The sequence below is a fragment of the Actinoplanes sp. NPDC049598 genome (genome assembly GCF_040675435.1).
Classification (GTDB): domain Bacteria; phylum Actinomycetota; class Actinomycetes; order Mycobacteriales; family Micromonosporaceae; genus Actinoplanes.
Window position 1 is genome coordinate 39,891 of record NZ_JBFAOX010000012.1, and the last position, 16,874, is coordinate 56,764.

Here is a 16,874-nt window from a genome sequence, read left to right on the forward strand (position 1 = left end):
TGCCCGCATGCCCGTCGCGGTCGTCACCGACTCCACCGCGTACCTCCCGGCCGAGCTCGCCGGCACGTATGACCTGACCGTCGTGCCCCTGACCGTCGTCATCAACGGTGTGGACGGGCTCGAGGGACTCGAGATCCAGCCGTCGGAGGTGGCCCGGGCCCTCGGCGGCCGGCGCTCGCAGGTCAGCACGTCCCGGCCCGCCCCGTCGCAGTTCGCCGAGGCCTACCAGGCGCTGCTCAAGGCCGGGGCGGACGGGATCGTCTCGGTCCACCTCTCGGCCAAGCTCTCCGGCACGTACGAGGCGGCGGCGCTGGCGGCGGCCGACCTCGGGCCCGCCGTCCAGGTGGTCGACAGCGGAACCACCGGGATGGGGCTGGGCTTCGCGGCGCTGGCGGCGGCCAAGGCCGCCTCCGACGGTCAAGATCTTGCGGCCGTACGCGAGCAGGCGGTCACCCATTCGTCCCGGGTGAGCACGCTCTTCTACGTCGACACGCTCGAGTTCCTGCGCCGGGGCGGACGGATCGGCGCGGCCCAGGCGCTGCTCGGGACGGCCCTGTCGGTCAAGCCGATCCTGCACGTGGTGGACGGCGCGATCGTCGTCCGGGACAAGGTGCGTACGGCCGGGCGGGCCCTGGCCAAGCTGGTCGACTTCGCCGTCGAGGCCTCCGGCGAGGGCGAGGTGGACATCGCGGTGCACCACCTGGAGGCCCACGACCGGGCGACGGCGCTGGCCGACGCGGTGGCGATGCGCCTCGGCGACCGGATGCGCGACTGCTACATCACCGAGATCGGGGCCGCGGTGGCCGCGCACGTCGGGCCCGGGCTGGCCGGCGTGGTCGTACACCGCCGTTAGTTCTTGAAACTCCACCGCGGTGGTTCGTAGCCGTCCTCGCGAGCCGGACTCAAGTCGGCCCAGGAGACGACCCGATCTCCTAACCGGACCTCGTCGGCCTCGGGGAGCAGGGCCGGGCCGTCGCCGGTCCAGACCGCCCGCGTGCGCCAGCCGGTCGCCTCGTCGCCGATCAGCTCGAGGTCGGCCGCCGGGTCGGCGAGCTCGGCCTTCTGCAGGGTGTACTGCTGGACGGCCAGGATGCGCCGGGCCCGGCCGACCGCCTGGTGCAGGGGATGGCCGGGCGGGGCGTCGTAGGGCACGGTGCAACCGTGCGCGTCACTGACGTACGCCATGGGGGTGATGGGCCGCAGGGACTTCGCGTAGATCTCCTCGGCCCGGGCGAACAGGCCGGGAAGATGCCGGCTGCCGTCGGCGGTGACCAGCAGGGTGCCGCGCTCGGGGGCGAAGGCCACGGGGACGCCGCCGACCTGCGCCGCGAGGCGCTCCAGCCAGTGCTCCAACAGCAGGTGCGAGACCCAGTACGAGTCGCCGTCGTCGACGAAGTGGACCACCACCGGGTCGGTGGCCTCGCCCTGCAGGACGGCGCCGGAGAGGTTGGCCCGGGCGGCGGCGAAGACCTGCTCCGGGCGTACGCCCCAGCGGGCCGGCTGGTCGGCGGTCACGTAGGTCATCGTCTCCGGATGGTCGACGACCACGTGTTCGTACAGGAAGGGAAGGACCGGGCGGCGCAGCGGGGCGCCCGGGGTGACACCGCGCAGGACCGGGCGCAGCAGGGGGCGTACCTCCGACCAGGCCGGCGGTAGGCCGGCCGGAAGTAGGACGCCGGCCAGATGATGGTCTACGACCTTCCTCCGGGCGCTGGGGAAGTCGGCGAGCTCGACGATGGTCGGGACGTCCTCGCCGGGAGCCGACCAGCGGATCTGGAAGGTACGGGCGTCGTAGCGCACGCCGGTGGCGCCCGCGCGGCGCAGACGCCGCATCACCCGGGCGGCCAGGCGGGCCCGGGCCAGCCTCCGCAGCACGCCCATGTGCTACTCCCTCTTCCGGGCTCGGATCACTCGCGCTTCGAGATCATCGTCGTAGATCACGTCGGCGTCCAGACCCTGGTAGGTCACGGTCCGGACGGCAATCTCCTCCTGCGCTTCGGTGATCTCCGAGAGCAGTACCCCGTTTTCGGCCAGCCATCTGGGAGCGCTCCCGATTACTCGGCGGAATATGTCCAGGCCGTCGGGGCCGCCGTCGAGGGCGGTGGGGGGTTCGTGGTCGCGGGCCTCGGCCGGGAGGAACGGGAGATGGGCGGTGGCCACGTAAGGGACGTTGGCGAGGATCACATCGAACTGGAGATCGCGGGGGAGCGGGTCGTAGAGGTCGCCCTGGTAGGTGTGGGGTACGCCGTTGTCGCGGGCGGTGGCTACGGCGGTGGGGTCGATGTCGGTCGCATGGAGTTCGATGTTTTTGCGGCTTTTTACGGCTAGACCGAGGGCGCCGGAGCCGCAGCACAGGTCGAGGACCCGGTTCGGGTTTTCCGCGAGGGCGGTGCGGACCAGGAGCTCGCTGCGTACCCGGGGGACGAAGACGCCCTTTCGGAGCTTGATCCGAATGCCGCCGAAGTCGGCGTAGCCGACGACCTGCTCCAAGGGCTCGCCCTGCGCGCGCCGGGCGGCCAGGGCGGCCAGGGTGGCGTCATCCGGCGCGGCCGTGCCCAGAATGCCGGCCTCCTCCTCGGCGAAGACGCAGCCGGCCGCGCGGAGCTGCTCGATGGCCGTGGCCAGGGCGGATTCGGTGATCGTCACAGGCTTCCCATAGCACGGTCGGGGGCGGGTCGGTGGGTTATCCACAATGCACCGCTGTCCACAGCGGGCTCCGCGCGGGGTCGCGGAAGTCCCTAACGTCCGGGGCGTGCGAGAGCGGAAGAGTGCTGACGACGCCGTCACCGAGAGGCTCCGGGCGGCCCTGACCGGGCCGCCCCGCGGCATCACGCCACCCCCGGGCGGCCTGCTCGGCGGCCCTCCGGCGCCGGGCGGGCTGTCCGAGCTGTCGGAGGTGGGCGAGCCGCTGAACTGGTCGGACATCATCCCCGCCTGGCCGGACGACGTCGACCTGGACCCGGAGGGGGTGCCGCCCTTCTCGGCCGCGCCCTCTCCGGCACCGCCGTCCGCCGCTGATGCTTCCCCCGCCGGCTTTGCTACCGCCGGTTCGGAGGGGGAGGCCCGGTTTCCAGCGGGGTCGGCGTGGGCGACGCCGCCGGGCCCGGTCCGCACAGCTAATTCTCGGCATCCTGCGCCGGCTGAAACTCCGCCGGCGGCGATGAGGCCGGCGAGTGGCGGGGGCGTCGATTACGTGGACCTCGAGCGGTCACATCTCGGCGACTTGATCGCGGAAAGCGACCCGCTTCCTGCCGCGCGGCCGGTGCTTCGCCCGGCGGCCACAGTTCCGCCCGGGCCCGAGCGGCGTCCGCTGCCGCCGCCGGCCTGGGTTCTGCCGGAGGGGGACGAGCCCAACCCGCCCATACCCTCGTCCCCCTCCACCTCTTCCACCCGCCTCTTCGTCCCCGCCGCCGCCCCTCCCGCCTTCCCATCTGAACCGTCTCCACGCGACCCCTTCCCGTCCGGCCCCTTTCCGCGTGATCCGTTCGAGCGGGATGAGTACCCCGGTGCGGACGATGAGCCGGAGGGGCTCAGTGCGGCTGGTGCTTTCGGTGGCGGCAAGGGGGAGGGACGCCGGTTCGGGCTGGGTGCCTTTGACCCCGGGCGGCGTGGCGTCAAGGCGCTGGCGATGGTCGCGGCCCTGGTGGTCGTGATCGCCGCGGTTCTGGCGTGGCGGGCCCGGCCGCAGGTCGACCCGGTGGCGCCACCGGCCTTCGACGCGACGCAGCCGGCCGACGGCGCCACCAGTGATGGCGCCACGGCCGCCGACGGCCCGGCGATCGCGGCGCCGTCCGGCCCGTCCGAGGTGGTTGTCGCGGTCGGCGGCAAGGTGCGCAATCCGGGCCTGGTCCGCCTGCCCAGCGGCGCCCGGGTCGCCGACGCCCTCAACGCCGCGGGTGGCGCCAACCCCGGGGTCGACGTGGCCCTGCTCAACCTGGCCCGCAAGGTGGTCGACGGCGAACTGATCCTCGTCGGCGTCACCCCGCCGCCAGGAGCCGTCGTGCCCACCGGCCCCGCCGCCCCGGCCGCGAGCGGTGGCGCCGCACCCGGCGCCCCGGTGAATCTCAACACCGCGTCCCTGTCCGACCTGGACGCCCTCCCCGGCGTGGGCCCGGTCCTGGCCCAGCGCATCCTCGACGCCCGCGACGCCCAGGGCGGCTTCAAGTCCGTCAGCGACCTCCGCAAGGTCGACGGCATCGGCGACGCCCGCTACGAGCAACTCAAGGACCTGGTGACGGTATGACCACCGCACCGCCCGGCCGGCCGGCACCGCCCGGAGCCGGCCCTTCGCCGAAGCCCGGGGTCCCCGCCGACCTCCGGCTGGCCGGCTTCGCCCTCGCCACCTGGCTGTCCGCCCTGACCGCCCTCTACCTCTCAGCCCGCTCCGGCCTCCTGCTCGGCGCCGGAGCAGCCCTGCTGGCCGTCCTGATCGGACTGCCCCTTGCACGGCCGCGACCGGCAGTCATCCGCCGGCCCGGCACCCGGCAGCCCCAGCCCACGTCCACTTCGGCCAGGCGATGGTGGGGTCGGGGGGTTCGGCGGGCGGGGGCGGCCAAGTGGGTTCTGGTGGCGGCGCTCCTAGGGGTGGCCTGCGGGGGTGTGGCCACGGGGGCGCGGGTCAGTGTGCGGGAGGCCGGGCCGCTCGTGGCGCTGGTGCGGAGTGGGGAGGCGGTGGGGATGGAGGTTGTGGTTCGGGATGATCCGCGGGCGCTTCGGGGTGGGGCGGGGCCGCCTACCTATCTGGTGGCGGTTGATTTTGTGATGGTGCGGGGGGAGGGGGCGGCGCCTTTGCGGTTGGCGGCTCGGGGGCTGGTGCTGGGCAGTGATCCGGGGTGGCGGGGGCTGCTGCCGGGGCAGCGGGTGGCGGCTCGGGGGAAGCTCATGCCGCCGCGTGGGGGCGATCTGCGGGCGGCGGTGGCGTCGGTGCGGGAGCCGCCGGTGCTGCTCGGGAAGCCGTCGTGGGCGCAGCGGGCGGCGGGAGTGCTGCGGGCGGGGCTGCAGAAGGCCTGCGAGCCGCTGCCCGATCTACCCGGCGGGCTGCTGCCGGGGCTCGTGGTGGGTGACACGAGCCGGCTCGATCCGGCGCTGGAGGAGGATTTTCGAACAACCGGGATGACGCATCTCAACGCCGTGTCGGGCGCCAACGTGGCCATCGTGCTGGGGGTGGTGCTCTTCGCGGTGCGGCGGACGCGGGCCGGGCCGGTGGTCACCGCGGGGGTGTGTGCGGTGGCGCTGGTGGGGTTCGTCATTCTGGCGCGGCCGTCGCCGAGTGTGGTGCGGGCCGCGGCCATGGGGGCGATCGGGCTGATCGGGCTGGCGTCGGGGCGGCGGCGGGCCGCGTTGCCGGCGCTGGCGGCCGGGGTGGCGGTGCTGATCCTGGTCGACCCGGAGCTGGCGGCGGATCCCGGGTTCGCGCTGTCGGTGCTGGCCACCAGCGGTCTTCTGTTGCTGGCGCCGGTCTGGCGGGACGGGCTGCGGCGACGGGGATGGCCGGCGGGGCTGGCCGAGGCGCTGGCGGTTCCGGCCGCGGCACAGGTCGCGTGCGGGCCGGTGGTGGCGGGGCTGTCGGGCACGATCAGCCTCGTCGCGGTGCCGGCGAACCTGCTGGCGGTGCCGGCCATCGCGCCGGCCACCCTCTTCGGGGTCTCCTCGGCCGTGCTGTCGCCACTCTGGCCGGCCGGGGCCGAGTTCGCGGCCTGGGCCGGGCACTGGCCGGCGCGGTGGCTGGTGCTGGTGGCGACGTACGGGGCGCGGATACCGGCGGGGGCGCTGCCCTGGCCGGGTGGCGTGATCGGGGCGGTGCTGCTCGCGGTGGTCACGGTCGGGTTGCTCGTGGCGGGGCGGCGGCCGCTGATCCGACGGCTGGTCACGGTGGTGGCGCTGGGTGGGATTCTGGGCGCTTTGCCGGTCCGGCTGCTGGCCCCGGGCTGGCCGCCACCGGGCTGGGTGGTGGTGGCGTGCGCGGTCGGGCAGGGCGACGCGGTCGTGCTGCCGGCCGGGAAGGGCAGCGCGGTGGTCGTCGACGCCGGGCCGGAGCCGAACGCGGTCGATCATTGCCTGCGGCGCCTGGGCGTACGGCGGATCGTTCTCTTCCTGGCCAGCCACTTCCATGTGGACCACATCGGCGGCGTGGCCGGGGTCTTCCGGGGGCGGGAGGTGCTGGCGGTCGCGGGGCCGGACTGGCCCGAACCACCGGCCGGGCGGGCCTCGGTGGCGGAGGCCGCGGGACGGGTGCCGGTGCGCGTCGTCCGGCACGGATGGACGTACCGGGTGGGCGGTCTGGAACTGACGGTGCTGGGGCCGATCGATCCGATGCGGGGGACGAACTCCGACCCGAACAACAACTCGCTGGTGCTGCGAGCCCGGGTGGACGGCCGGACGGTGCTGCTGCCCGGGGACGCCGAGACGGAGGAGCAGGAGGACCTTCTTCACCGGCTGGGGCCGGCGGTGGTACGGGCTGACGTGCTCAAGGTCGCTCATCACGGGTCGAGCTACCAGTCGCCGGCGTTCCTCGACGAGATCGATCCGGCGGTGGCTCTGGTGTCGGTGGGGCGGGACAACGACTACGGGCATCCGAACGCGGCGCTGCTGGCCCGGCTCGGCCGCGGTGGCGCGCGCGTGCTGCGTACGGACCAGTCGGGTGACCTGGCGGCGGTGGTCAGCGGCCGCGGCCTGGCCGTGGTCGCCCGCGGCGACCCACCCGCCGCCGGGCGGTGACCGCGCCACGGCGGTCGAACGGGCGCGGCCGCTCGGCCCTGTGCACGCGCTCGGCCCTGTGCACGCGCTCGGCCTGGCTTGGGCCGAGCGCGGGGCTCAGCGGACCTCGTAGATGGTGATGTCGCCCGTTCGGAACCGTTCGGTGGCGTAGTGGCCGAGCCGGCGGCTCGCGGTGAGCTCCCTGGTCTCGCGGATGAGGGTGGGGTCGTGGGCCTTGGTGACCGCCACGAGCCACCTGACGCGGTGGGCCTTGGTGAACGAGGCGACGTTCTCCGCGGTCGGCGTGTAGAACATCGCGTCGTTGGCGGCCAGCAGGTCCTGGTCCCAGAACGTGCGCCGGCCGAGGGCGCTGGTCCACAGCGTGCCGGCCTCGAACGCCTTCTCGGTGTAGCTCCAGCCCTCGACCACGATCCGCCGTTCCGAATAGGCCGCCAGCCAGAAGTCGCGGCTGTCGCAACCGTTGAGGTCCGGGCGGCAGTGGCTGTTGGTGGCCACGATGTCGAGCGGGCGGGAATGGTCGCGCAGCCAGCGCCCGGCCTTGAGCGCGCCGCGGGGGAAGCCGGCGGGCGACCGTGCGGCGTCGTCGGTGTGCAGCTGCCGGTTGGCCGCCAACTCAGCCCTGATGAACCGGCCCCGGTCGACGGCGCCGCTGGTCACCGTCGTGCCGAGGACGACGAGGGCAAGCAGTGCGACCGTGAGCCGCCGGGGCAGCCGCACCCGCCAGGCGACGATCGCGATCGCCACGCCGGTCACGGCCAGCAGCAGGGCCACCGCGCCGTAGGCGAGGGCGGCGTTCCCGGGGGAGAGCTCCACCCAGGACTTCCTGGCGCCGGCCGTCTCCCGGATCACGATCAGGCCCGCGGCGCCCAGCACCACCCCGCCCACACCGAGCCCGGCGAACCAGCGGGACACCGGCCGGCCCGCCGGGATCAGCGAGGCCAGCCCGATCGCCGACGCCATGGCCAGGTAGGGCACGGCCGACCGGGCGAAGTAGGTCTGGCTGAGGCCGGGGTGGGCGATCAGCCACAGGCCGCCGACGCCGGACGCCGCGAAGCCGAGCATGACGTGCACGATCGGCTGCATCCGCCACTCACGGCGCAGCAGGCCGATCATCCCGGCCCAGCCGAACGCCACGGCCAGCACGGCGAGCCCGGTCAGGGCCAGCATCGGCGGCCACTGGTCCTCCCGGACGGGCGGGCCCATCACGGCCTGGCCGAGCGCGGTGAACTTGATGGTCTGCAACGGGTAGAGCTCGGCGCCCTGCGAGCCGGAGCCGTAGAGCACCAGCTGGGCGAAGGCGAACCAGGCGCCGGTGATGCCGAGCGCGGGCAGCTCCGGGCCGATCCGGCGGGCGAACACGCCGCGCAGCACCACAGCGAGCACCAGGCCGCAGAGCACCATCGGGATGAAGGTGGCCTTGGCCCCGGCCACCGCGCCGAGCAGCACGGTCAGCACGATCCAGGGCAGCGGTCGGCGCAACTCGGCCCGGTCGGCCTGGAACATCCCGGCCAGTTGATAGATCACGACGGCGAAGAACATCATCGCGAACGTCTGGGTCGGGCTCACCCACAGGTTGTCGATGATGGCGCCGTCGAAGATCGGCCCGGCGGACCAGTCGAACGGGTTGATCGAGAGGCCGATCAGCATGAGCACGACGGCCACGGCGCCCGGCCAGAACCGGCCGGTGATCCGGTGCATCGCGCCGACCACGGCCAGCAGGAACGCGCCGACCATGGGCAGCGGCAGGAGGCGCAGGACCAGCGTCTGCGGCTCGATGCCGCTGATCCAGCTGGTGGCCGCGCCGTGCGCGTAGACGTACCAGTGGTACTGCAGGCCGGTGCCGGCCACCCACGGCGTGCTCAGCGGCACGTGGTGCTTGAACTCGCCGACCAGCGCGAACTGGAACGGGTAGTCGATGCCCATCCGGCCGTTGGCCGGCGAGGAGAGGCTGTTGTCGGGGAAGTTCGCGACCGCCATCAGGGCGACGATCCACAGGAAGCCGGCGGCCACGGTCCACGAGACCCCGAGCGGCAGCCGCCGGCCGCTGCCACGCCAATACCGGCGCAGCCGCGGGACGACCGCATAGAGCACCACCACGACGAGCGGCCACGCGCCCACCGCGTACGGCACGTCGAACTGCCGCAGGAGCAGGTAGAGCGGCAACTCGATCACGAAGCCGGTGACCGTGCCGAAGGCGGCGTCCAGCGGCAGGTAGTCGGCGCGGCCGCGGACGGACCGCCAGATGAGCAGGCCGGGCAGGGTGCTGGCGTACAGGGTGCAGACGGCGAACTTGGCTATGTCCATCGCGGCGACGCCGAAGTGGTGCAGGACGAGCGTGACCACGACGAGGACGATCGCGAGGGGCAGCCAGCCGGCCGACGGGAGGCGACGGCGGGTGATGGCCTCCGGCTCCGGGGGCGGGAGCGGAGTGGGGGTGGATTCGGCCACCATGGTCGTCATCAGGGAGTCTCTTCCTACGGCGGAGCGCAGGGCATGGGCCCCTCTCCTATGAGTGGGCTGTGCGCGCCGTCGGCCTGAGAGGCTAACGGGTTCCGGCAAATTTCGTGGTCCCGGTCGACGGTGTGTGCCGCTCCTGACATCCGGGTGACGGCCGCGGTGAGAATCGGGGGATGGAGCTCGAGGCGATTACGGCCGGAAAGATACGGCTGCGGCCGTTCACGGTGGCGGACATTCCGTGGGTTTACGACGTTTCGCTGGATCCGGCCGTGCAGAAGTATCTGCAGATTCCGATCCCCTATCGGATGTCGGACGCGGAGTACTTCGTCCGGGAGATGGCGATCGCCGCGTGGGGGCGCCGGCAGCGCGCCGAGTTCGTGGTCGAGGAGACCGGCGTGGACGGGCCGCGGGGACGGGTCGGGTTCGGGCTGGACGGCAGCGGGGCCGCGCAGATCGGCTACTGGATGGATCCGGGGGCGCGTGGGCACGGGCTGGCCACGGCGGCGGTCCGGGCGTTGTGCGGGTGGGGGTTCGGGACGCTCGGGCTCGGGCTGATCGAGTGGCGGGCCGAGGTCGGGAACGTCGCCTCGCGGCGGGTCGCGGAGAAGTCCGGCTTCCGGGTCGAGGCGATCCTGCGGCAGCGTCTGGTGCACCGGGGCGGCCGGGTCGACGCGTGGGTCGGCTCGATGTTGCCGTCCGAGGGGCCGAGGTGACGACACGCCCGGGGTCGTCCGTTCGGGCATCGCCGGGTGCGGGGAACGGGGGTCGATGGCCGTTCGGGTGGACCGGGGCGGCCGGGTGGGGTGGGCGGCCTGATGGGGTGACGGTGATGTGGCCGGGGATATGGCAGAACACCGATATGTCGGCTTTCGCGTTTGCTGACCGGTGGGTCTGCGCTAAGGAGTGAGCCACGCGGAAACGTCAGTCCCTCGTGCGACGATATTGGACGTGACCACCGCGCCTCCCCCGTTGCTGCTCGTCCAAGGCGATGAGGAACTCCTCGCCTCCCGCGCGATCAGTGGGGCGGTCGAGGCGGCCCGCGCCGCCGATCCGGGGGCCGACGTCCGGGAGTACGAGGGTGGCGCCCTCGCGGCGGGCGAGGTGGCCGAGATGCTCAGCCCGTCGCTGTTCGGCGGACGGCGGGTGCTGGTGATCCGCAGTGGACAGGACGCGCGTAAGGATCTGATCGCGGCCCTGCTGGCGTACGCCAAGAACCCCGACCCCGAGGTCTCGCTGATCGTGTCGCATCTGGGCGGGGCCAAGGGCAAGGCGCTGGCCGACGGGCTGCGCTCGGCCGGGGCGACCGTGGTGGCGGCGGCCAAGCTCAAGGGCGACCGGGAGCGGATAGCGTTCGTGCGCGACGAGTTCCGGCGCAACGGGGGCCGCTGTGACGAGGCGGCGGCGGCCGCGCTGCTGGCCTCGGTCGGCAACGACCTGCGGGAGATCGCCGCGGCCTGCTCGCAGCTGATGGCCGACACCGACGGCAAGATCACCGAAGCCGTGGTCGCGCGCTACTACAAGGGCCGGGCCGAGGTGAGCGGGTTCACCGTGGCCGACGCCGCGATGATCGGTGACCTGCCGGGGGCGCTCGAGGCGCTGCGGTGGGCGCTGCACGTCGGCGTCGACCCCGTGCCGATCGCCGACGCCATCGCCGACGGCGTGCGGACGGTGGCCAAGGTCGCCTCGGCCGGGCGCGGGAACCCGTACCAGATGGCCAGCTCGCTCGGCATGCCCGCGTGGAAGATCCAGCGCGCCCAGGAACGGGCCCGCGGCTGGACGCCCGATGGCCTGGTCGACGCGATGCGGGCGGCCGCCGACTGCAACGCCGCGGTCAAGGGCGGCGCCGAGGATCGCGGATACGCGCTCGAGAAGGCCGTCTTCGCCGTCGCCGCGGCCCGCCGGGGCGGTGGCCGATGACCGTCGTCCACCAGCCGCTCTACGCGCGCATGCTGCGACTTCGGCACGTGGCGCCCAGCGGCTTCCTCTGCTTCGTCTACCTCGAGGGCGCGGTCGCGCTGGGCATCCTGCTGGCGCTGGCCGAGCTGGTCAGCTGGTGGGGCGTGCTGGTGCTGCCGGCCGTGGTCGCGGTGATGGTCAAGCTCAACGACGTGATCGCGGGGTCGCTGACCCAGCCGGTGGCCCCGGAGCGGGTCGCGGTCCGGCCGGCGGTCGAGCACGCGCCGGCGGTGCGGCTGTCCGAGGACGCCACGCGGCGCCTTCCCGGCTTGATCGACCGGGGCCAGGGTGCGCCGATCAAGCGGCCCTGGGTGGAGAAGGTCGAGGTCCAGCAGCAGTGGATCCGGCAGTCGGCCACTCGCCGTTACGAGTAAGCCGGCAAACGAAACCGGGCACCGCCCTGGACCTCACGGTCCGGCGGTGCCCGGGTTGCGTTCTAGCTGCGCGTAGCCAGACGCCCGGCGCCTGACGAGGTCAGGCGGCCGAGCGGATCAGCGATGATCAGGCCGACAGCGACGCGACGCGCTTGGCGATGGCCGACTTGCGGTTCGCCGCCTGGTTCTTGTGGATGACGCCCTTGCTGACGGCCTTGTCCAGCTGACGAGAAGCGTCACGCAGCAGCGTCGTCGCGGTCTGCGCGTCGCCGGCCTCGCTCGCCTCGTTGAGCTTGCGGATCACCGTCTTCAGCGACGACTTGACCGACTTGTTGCGCAGCCGAGCCTTCTCGTTCTGCCGGTTGCGCTTGATCTGGGACTTGATGTTCGCCACGCGACAGCCTTGTCCTGACTAGTTGTTCGGAAACGGTCTCAGCGGGGTGGCCCCAAGTCCCTGCCCAAAGAGAGTTTCACTCGAAACATCTCTGCCGAAACAGCGAACAACGGCGCGTCACCACACGCGATGAGCCAGACTACCAGCCGCGCGACCCGCCACCAAAACGGTGCCCTGCTCAGGGCTCTGCGAGACCGGTCACGAGGCCGCCCAGCCGCGCCGGGCGGCCAGCCAGGAGAGCGCCTGCTCGCCGCTGAAACGCTGGTGCTGGCGGCTGTGCGGGGAGGCGCTGCCGGGCCCGCCGGCCGCCCGTACGAGCCAATAGCCGGCCAGCGCGGCCAGGGCGCCGTCGATTCCTTCCGGTGGTGCGTTCCAGCCCCGGAGGTACGCGTCCGCGCCGAGCCCGCTGGCATGGGCCGTCACCAGCAGCGTCACCGTGTCGAACCAGGGCGCCCCGAGGCACGGCCAGGTCCAGTCGCAGAGCCGGGCCCGCCCCGCTTCGTCGATCATGACGTTGTCGATCCGCAGGTCGCCGTGCATGAGGCCGGGACCGGCGACGAGCCCGGGCGCGGCCCGCTCGAGCTCCGCCAGCTCGGTCAGGCGGCCGGGCGCGACCGTGTCCCGGGCGGTGGCGGGCATCGGCTCCCGGCCGGCGGCGATCTCCGACCACCAGGACATCTCCGCCCGCAGGATGTCCGGCAGGGCCGGGATGCCCGAGGCCAGCAGCTCGGCCGAGGGGGTGGCCAGGGCCCGGGCCGCGGCCGACCAGGCCGTCAGCGTGGCTGTCAGCTCGGCCGGCGGCCACGGCAGGGCCGGCACGTGCCCGTCGACGGCCTCCAGGCACAGCGTGAAGTAGCCGGCCTCGGCGATCGACCAGAGCGGGCGCGGGGCCGGGACGGCCGGGGGCAGCAGCGAGGTGATCCAGCCCTCACGGGCGTACCACTGGGACGTGGGGTCCTCCAGGGGCGCGGCCTTGACGAAGAAGCGGCGGCTGTCGGCGGTCCTCAGCACGGCGGCGAAGGCCCGGGTGAAGCCGCCGCCGGCGCTGCGCGCGGCCGTGACCGGGGCGCCGAGTCGCCCCGCGATCGCCTTGCGCAGGGCTTTCGGCAGGTCGGACCAGTCCGGCCGGACGGCGGTGGCGCCGTACGGCACGTCGGGGAGGGAAATCGGCGGCACGGCACCATCCTGCCGCGCGCGTTTTTGTCGTACCCCGCTGGCAGGATTCACGCCATGAGAACCGACGACTTCTGGGCGGTCATCGGCCGAGCGACCGCCGACCGGCCCGCCTCGCCCGCCGAGGTGGCCAAACGCGCCGCCGCCGACCTGGCGACCCGCGATCCGGAGGAGATCGTGGCCTGGGGCCGGCATCTCGACAAGGTCATGGTGGCCTCCGGCACGGCCGACCTGTGGGCCGCGGCCTATCTGATCAACGGCGGCTGTGACGACGAGGGCTTCGACAGCTTCCGGGGGTGGCTGATCGCGCACGGCCGCGACGCGGTGGCCAACACGGTGAAATCGCCGGACTCGCTGGCCAACGTCAAGGCCGTGCGGGCCGCCGCCGAGAACGGCGCCGTCTTCGCGGCCGAGGAGGTGCTGTCCATCGCGGCCGACGCCTATGCCCAGGCCACCGGCGAGGAGCTGCCGGCCGGTGAGCGCCCGGTGACCCGGCCCGACGTGGCCGACCTGTGGGATTTCGACAACGAGGAGGAGATGCAGCGGCGCCTGCCCAAGTTGTCGGCCCTGTTCCTGGAGCCGCCGGAGTGACGGCGTCCAGGGGGCGGGAAAGGGGTCGGGCGGGCCGCTCGGGGTCGGCGAGACTCGGGGCATGAGTCTTCGTGGAACGGTCGCCTCGGTCAGCCGCAACGACGCCTATTCGTTCACCAAGCCGGTGCGGGACGAGATCGTGCTCGTGGCCGGGATCGGGGTCGAGGGCGACGTGCACGCGGGGGTGAACGTGCGGCACCGCCACCGGGTGAAGCTGGACCCGACCCAGCCGAACCTGCGGCAGGTGCATCTGATCCACGAGGAGCTGTTCGGCGAGGTCGGGGAGAAGGGTTACGCGGTCAACCCGGGCAACCTGGGTGAGAACGTGACGACCAGCGGGCTCGACCTGCTCGGGCTGCCGCTCGGCACGATCCTGCGCTTCGGCCCGCCGGCGCGCGATTCGGAGGCTGCGAGTGGCTCTCCGGCGCGGGGTGTGGTGGCCGAGAGTGGCTCGCCGGCGCCGGGTGCGGTGAGGGAGAGCGGCTCGGCGGCGCCGGGTGCGGTGGGGGAGAGCGGCTCGGCGGCGCTGGCCGGGGTGCTGGCGGCGGCTGCGGCGGCGCGGCTGGACGAGGCCACGGCCGCGGCGGCCGAGCAGGTGGCGGCGGTCGCGGCGCGGGCGGGCGGGGACGATCCGCGGCCGGCGGTGATCGTGGCCGGGCTGCGGAACCCGTGCGCGCAGATCAACAAGTTCCGGCCGGGGCTGCTCAGGGAGGTCATCGGGCAGGACGAGCAGGGCAACGTGGTGCGCAAGGGCGGTGTCATGGGCGTGGTGCTGCGCGGCGGCCCGATCCGGCCCGGTGACGAGATCAGCGTGGAGCTGCCGCCCCCGCCGTTGGCGCCGCTGGAGAAGATCTGAGCGGGAGGTGAACGGGTGTGAGCGGGGGCCCCGCGCGGACGTGGGACGATAGAGCCCGCCGGCGGATCGCCGGTGTCGTCAAGTTCGAGAAGAACGGAAGATCGTGCCTGGACCGCTCGACCCCGGCGTGAACGTGATCGGCAACACCGATCCCGCTCGGATCCGCAACTTCTGCATCATCGCCCACATCGACCACGGCAAGTCGACGCTGGCTGACCGCATGCTGCAGATCACCGGGGTGGTCGACCCGCGTCAGATGCGTGCGCAGTACCTCGACCGCATGGACATCGAACGCGAGCGCGGCATCACCATCAAGTCGCAGGCCGTGCGCATGCCCTGGGTGGTCCGCGAGGGCGACCGCACGGGTGAGACCGCGGTGCTCAACATGATCGACACACCGGGGCACGTCGACTTCACGTATGAGGTCTCCCGGAGCCTGGCCGCCTGTGAGGGCGCGATCCTGCTGGTCGACGCCGCGCAGGGCATCGAGGCCCAGACCCTCGCCAACCTGTACCTGGCGATGGAGAACGACCTGCACATCATCCCGGTGCTCAACAAGATCGACCTGCCGGCCGCGCAGCCCGAGAAGTACGCGGAGGAGCTGGCCAAGCTGATCGGCTGCGAGCCGTCCGACGTGCTCCAGGTCTCCGGCAAGACCGGCATGGGCGTGGAGCACCTGCTCGACGAGATCGTCCGGCAGTTCCAGCCGCCGGTCGGGCGGGCCGACGCCCCGGCCCGCGCGATGATCTTCGACTCGGTCTACGACGTCTACCGGGGCGTGGTCACCTACGTCCGGGTGGTCGACGGGCGGATCGAGGCCCGCGACCGGATCAAGATGATGTCGACCGGGGCCGTGCACGAGCTGCTCGAGATCGGCGTCGTCTCGCCCGAGATGGAGAAGGCGGGCGCGCTCGGCGTGGGCGAGGTCGGCTACCTGATCACCGGTGTGAAGGACGTGCGCCAGTCCCGGGTCGGTGACACCGTCACCGGCAACGTCAGGCCCGCCACCGAGCCGCTGGGCGGCTACAAGGACCCCAAGCCGATGGTCTACTCGGGTCTCTACCCGATCGACGGCTCCGACTACCCGGCCCTGCGCGACGCGCTCGACAAGCTCAAGCTCAACGACGCCGCCCTGGTCTACGAGCCGGAGACCTCGGCCGCGCTCGGCTTCGGCTTCCGCGTCGGCTACCTCGGCCTGCTCCACCTGGAGATCATCGGCGAGCGGCTGGAGCGCGAGTTCAATCTCGACCTGATCTCCACCGCGCCCAACGTGGTCTATCGCGTCTACACCGAGGACGCCGAGGAGAAGGTCGTCACCAACCCGAGCGAGTTCCCGACCGGGAAGATCGCCGAGATCCACGAGCCGGTCGTGCGGGCCACCGTGCTCGTGCCCAACGAGTATGTCGGCGCGGTCATGGAGCTGTGCCAGAGCCGGCGCGGGTCGCTGCTCGGCATGGAGTACCTGTCGTCCGAGCGGGTCGAGCTCCGCTACACGCTGCCCCTGGCCGAGATCATCTTCGACTTCTTCGACCAGCTCAAGAGCAAGACCAAGGGGTACGCGTCGCTCGACTACGAGCCGTCCGGCGAGCAGGTGGCCGACCTGGTCAAGGTGGACATCCTGCTGCACGGCGAGCCGGTCGACGCCTTCAGCGCGATCGTGCACAAGGACAAGGCGTACAACTACGGCGTGACCATCGCCGCCAAGCTGCAGAAACTCATTCCGCGGCAGCAGTTCGAGGTGCCGATCCAGGCCGCCATCGGCAGCCGGATCATCGCCCGCGAGACCATCCGGGCGATCCGCAAGGACGTGCTCGCCAAGTGCTACGGCGGTGACATCAGCCGTAAGCGCAAGCTGCTCGAGAAGCAGAAAGAGGGCAAGAAGCGGATGAAGATGGTCGGCCGCGTGGAGGTGCCGCAGGAGGCCTTCATCGCCGCACTGTCGACATCCGACTCGGTGGACCCCAAGGGGACAAACAAAAAATAGGCGGTTTGGCTTTCGGGAGGGTCGGGAACTCTGGGGCTCGACGGACGCAACGATTGCTTCACCCCCCGAAAGGATCCCCCAATGACTGTCACCGGCATCATCACCGCGCTCATCGTCGGTCTCATCATCGGCGCTCTGGGCCGCCTGGTCGTTCCGGGCAAGCAGAACATCCCGCTGTGGCTGACCCTGGTCATCGGTGTGGTGGCCGCTCTGCTGGGCACGGTGCTGGCCCGCGCGACCGGTGTCGCCGACACCAAGGGCTTCGACTGGATCGAGCTGCTCTTCCAGGTTGTCCTGGCCGCGATCGGTGTTGCCCTGGTGGCGGGTGTCGGCGGTCGTCGCCGCCTCACCCGATAAGGCAGAACCGGGCGC

15 protein-coding genes are annotated in these 16,874 nt (G+C 72.5%); 10 read left to right on the forward strand and 5 right to left on the reverse strand.

Annotated elements, in window-relative coordinates; genetic code table 11:
- Positions 1 to 7: 7 nt before the first annotated feature.
- A complete protein-coding gene (locus tag AB0J66_RS26400) occupies positions 8 to 853 on the forward strand; it encodes a DegV family protein (RefSeq protein WP_364665704.1) in 846 nt (281 codons plus the stop codon).
- Here AB0J66_RS26400 and AB0J66_RS26405 read toward each other — a convergent pair.
- Both AB0J66_RS26405 and AB0J66_RS26410 read right to left on the reverse strand, forming a co-directional pair.
- Complete coding sequence (locus AB0J66_RS26405; protein WP_364665706.1) at positions 850 to 1,881, reverse strand: hypothetical protein; 1,032 nt, start codon at positions 1,879 to 1,881, stop codon at positions 850 to 852. The genes AB0J66_RS26400 and AB0J66_RS26405 overlap by 4 nt on opposite strands.
- Positions 1,882 to 1,884: 3 nt before the next feature.
- A complete protein-coding gene (locus AB0J66_RS26410; protein WP_364665709.1) occupies positions 1,885 to 2,646 on the reverse strand; it encodes a putative protein N(5)-glutamine methyltransferase in 762 nt (253 codons plus the stop codon).
- A gap of 937 nt (positions 2,647 to 3,583) precedes the next feature.
- Here AB0J66_RS26410 and AB0J66_RS26415 point away from each other — a divergent pair.
- Together AB0J66_RS26415 and AB0J66_RS26420 are read left to right on the forward strand one after the other, a co-directional pair.
- Positions 3,584 to 4,243, forward strand: a complete 660-nt coding sequence (locus AB0J66_RS26415; protein WP_364666355.1) for a ComEA family DNA-binding protein — start codon at positions 3,584 to 3,586, stop codon at positions 4,241 to 4,243.
- Entirely contained in the window at positions 4,240 to 6,717 is a 2,478-nt protein-coding gene (locus tag AB0J66_RS26420; protein ID WP_364665712.1) for a ComEC/Rec2 family competence protein, read from the forward strand. The genes AB0J66_RS26415 and AB0J66_RS26420 overlap by 4 nt, the downstream gene beginning before the upstream one ends.
- A gap of 96 nt (positions 6,718 to 6,813) precedes the next feature.
- On the opposite strand, the gene AB0J66_RS26425 is transcribed toward AB0J66_RS26420, so the two are convergent.
- On the reverse strand, positions 6,814 to 9,177 hold the full coding sequence (locus tag AB0J66_RS26425) for a hypothetical protein (RefSeq protein WP_364665715.1): 2,364 nt from the start codon (positions 9,175 to 9,177) through the stop codon (positions 6,814 to 6,816).
- A gap of 170 nt (positions 9,178 to 9,347) precedes the next feature.
- On the opposite strand from AB0J66_RS26425, the gene AB0J66_RS26430 reads away from it, so the two are divergent.
- The 3 genes from AB0J66_RS26430 (at position 9,348) to AB0J66_RS26440 (ending at position 11,504) form a co-directional block, all read left to right on the forward strand.
- Positions 9,348 to 9,887, forward strand: coding sequence for a GNAT family N-acetyltransferase (locus tag AB0J66_RS26430; protein ID WP_364665717.1), 540 nt, complete (start codon positions 9,348 to 9,350; stop codon positions 9,885 to 9,887).
- A gap of 226 nt (positions 9,888 to 10,113) precedes the next feature.
- A complete protein-coding gene (holA, locus tag AB0J66_RS26435) occupies positions 10,114 to 11,091 on the forward strand; it encodes a DNA polymerase III subunit delta (RefSeq protein ID WP_364666358.1) in 978 nt (325 codons plus the stop codon).
- Positions 11,088 to 11,504, forward strand: a complete 417-nt coding sequence (locus tag AB0J66_RS26440; RefSeq protein ID WP_364665720.1) for a hypothetical protein — start codon at positions 11,088 to 11,090, stop codon at positions 11,502 to 11,504. The genes holA and AB0J66_RS26440 overlap by 4 nt, the downstream gene beginning before the upstream one ends.
- Before the next feature lie 127 nt (positions 11,505 to 11,631).
- Here the strand turns inward: AB0J66_RS26440 and rpsT are convergent, their stop codons facing one another.
- A complete protein-coding gene (gene rpsT, locus AB0J66_RS26445) occupies positions 11,632 to 11,898 on the reverse strand; it encodes a 30S ribosomal protein S20 (RefSeq protein ID WP_364665722.1) in 267 nt (88 codons plus the stop codon).
- 198 nt (positions 11,899 to 12,096) lie between these two features.
- Positions 12,097 to 13,074 carry a phosphotransferase gene (locus tag AB0J66_RS26450; protein WP_364665725.1) on the reverse strand — a complete coding sequence of 326 codons (978 nt, stop codon included), beginning with the start codon at positions 13,072 to 13,074 and terminating at the stop codon, positions 12,097 to 12,099.
- A 54-nt stretch (positions 13,075 to 13,128) separates the two neighbouring features.
- Between AB0J66_RS26450 and AB0J66_RS26455 the strand changes: the two genes are divergently transcribed.
- The 4 genes from AB0J66_RS26455 (at position 13,129) to AB0J66_RS26470 (ending at position 16,859) form a co-directional block, all read left to right on the forward strand.
- Positions 13,129 to 13,662: a DUF4240 domain-containing protein gene (locus tag AB0J66_RS26455; protein ID WP_364665726.1), complete on the forward strand. Its 534-nt coding sequence runs from the start codon at positions 13,129 to 13,131 to the stop codon at positions 13,660 to 13,662.
- Positions 13,663 to 13,723: 61 nt separating this feature from the next.
- A complete protein-coding gene (locus AB0J66_RS26460; protein WP_364665729.1) occupies positions 13,724 to 14,518 on the forward strand; it encodes an MOSC domain-containing protein in 795 nt (264 codons plus the stop codon).
- Between the two features lie 103 nt (positions 14,519 to 14,621).
- Positions 14,622 to 16,502: a translation elongation factor 4 gene (gene lepA, locus AB0J66_RS26465; RefSeq protein ID WP_364665732.1), complete on the forward strand. Its 1,881-nt coding sequence runs from the start codon at positions 14,622 to 14,624 to the stop codon at positions 16,500 to 16,502.
- 81 nt (positions 16,503 to 16,583) lie between these two features.
- Positions 16,584 to 16,859, forward strand: coding sequence for a GlsB/YeaQ/YmgE family stress response membrane protein (locus AB0J66_RS26470; RefSeq protein ID WP_364665735.1), 276 nt, complete (start codon positions 16,584 to 16,586; stop codon positions 16,857 to 16,859).
- The last annotated feature ends 15 nt before the right edge of the window (positions 16,860 to 16,874 follow it).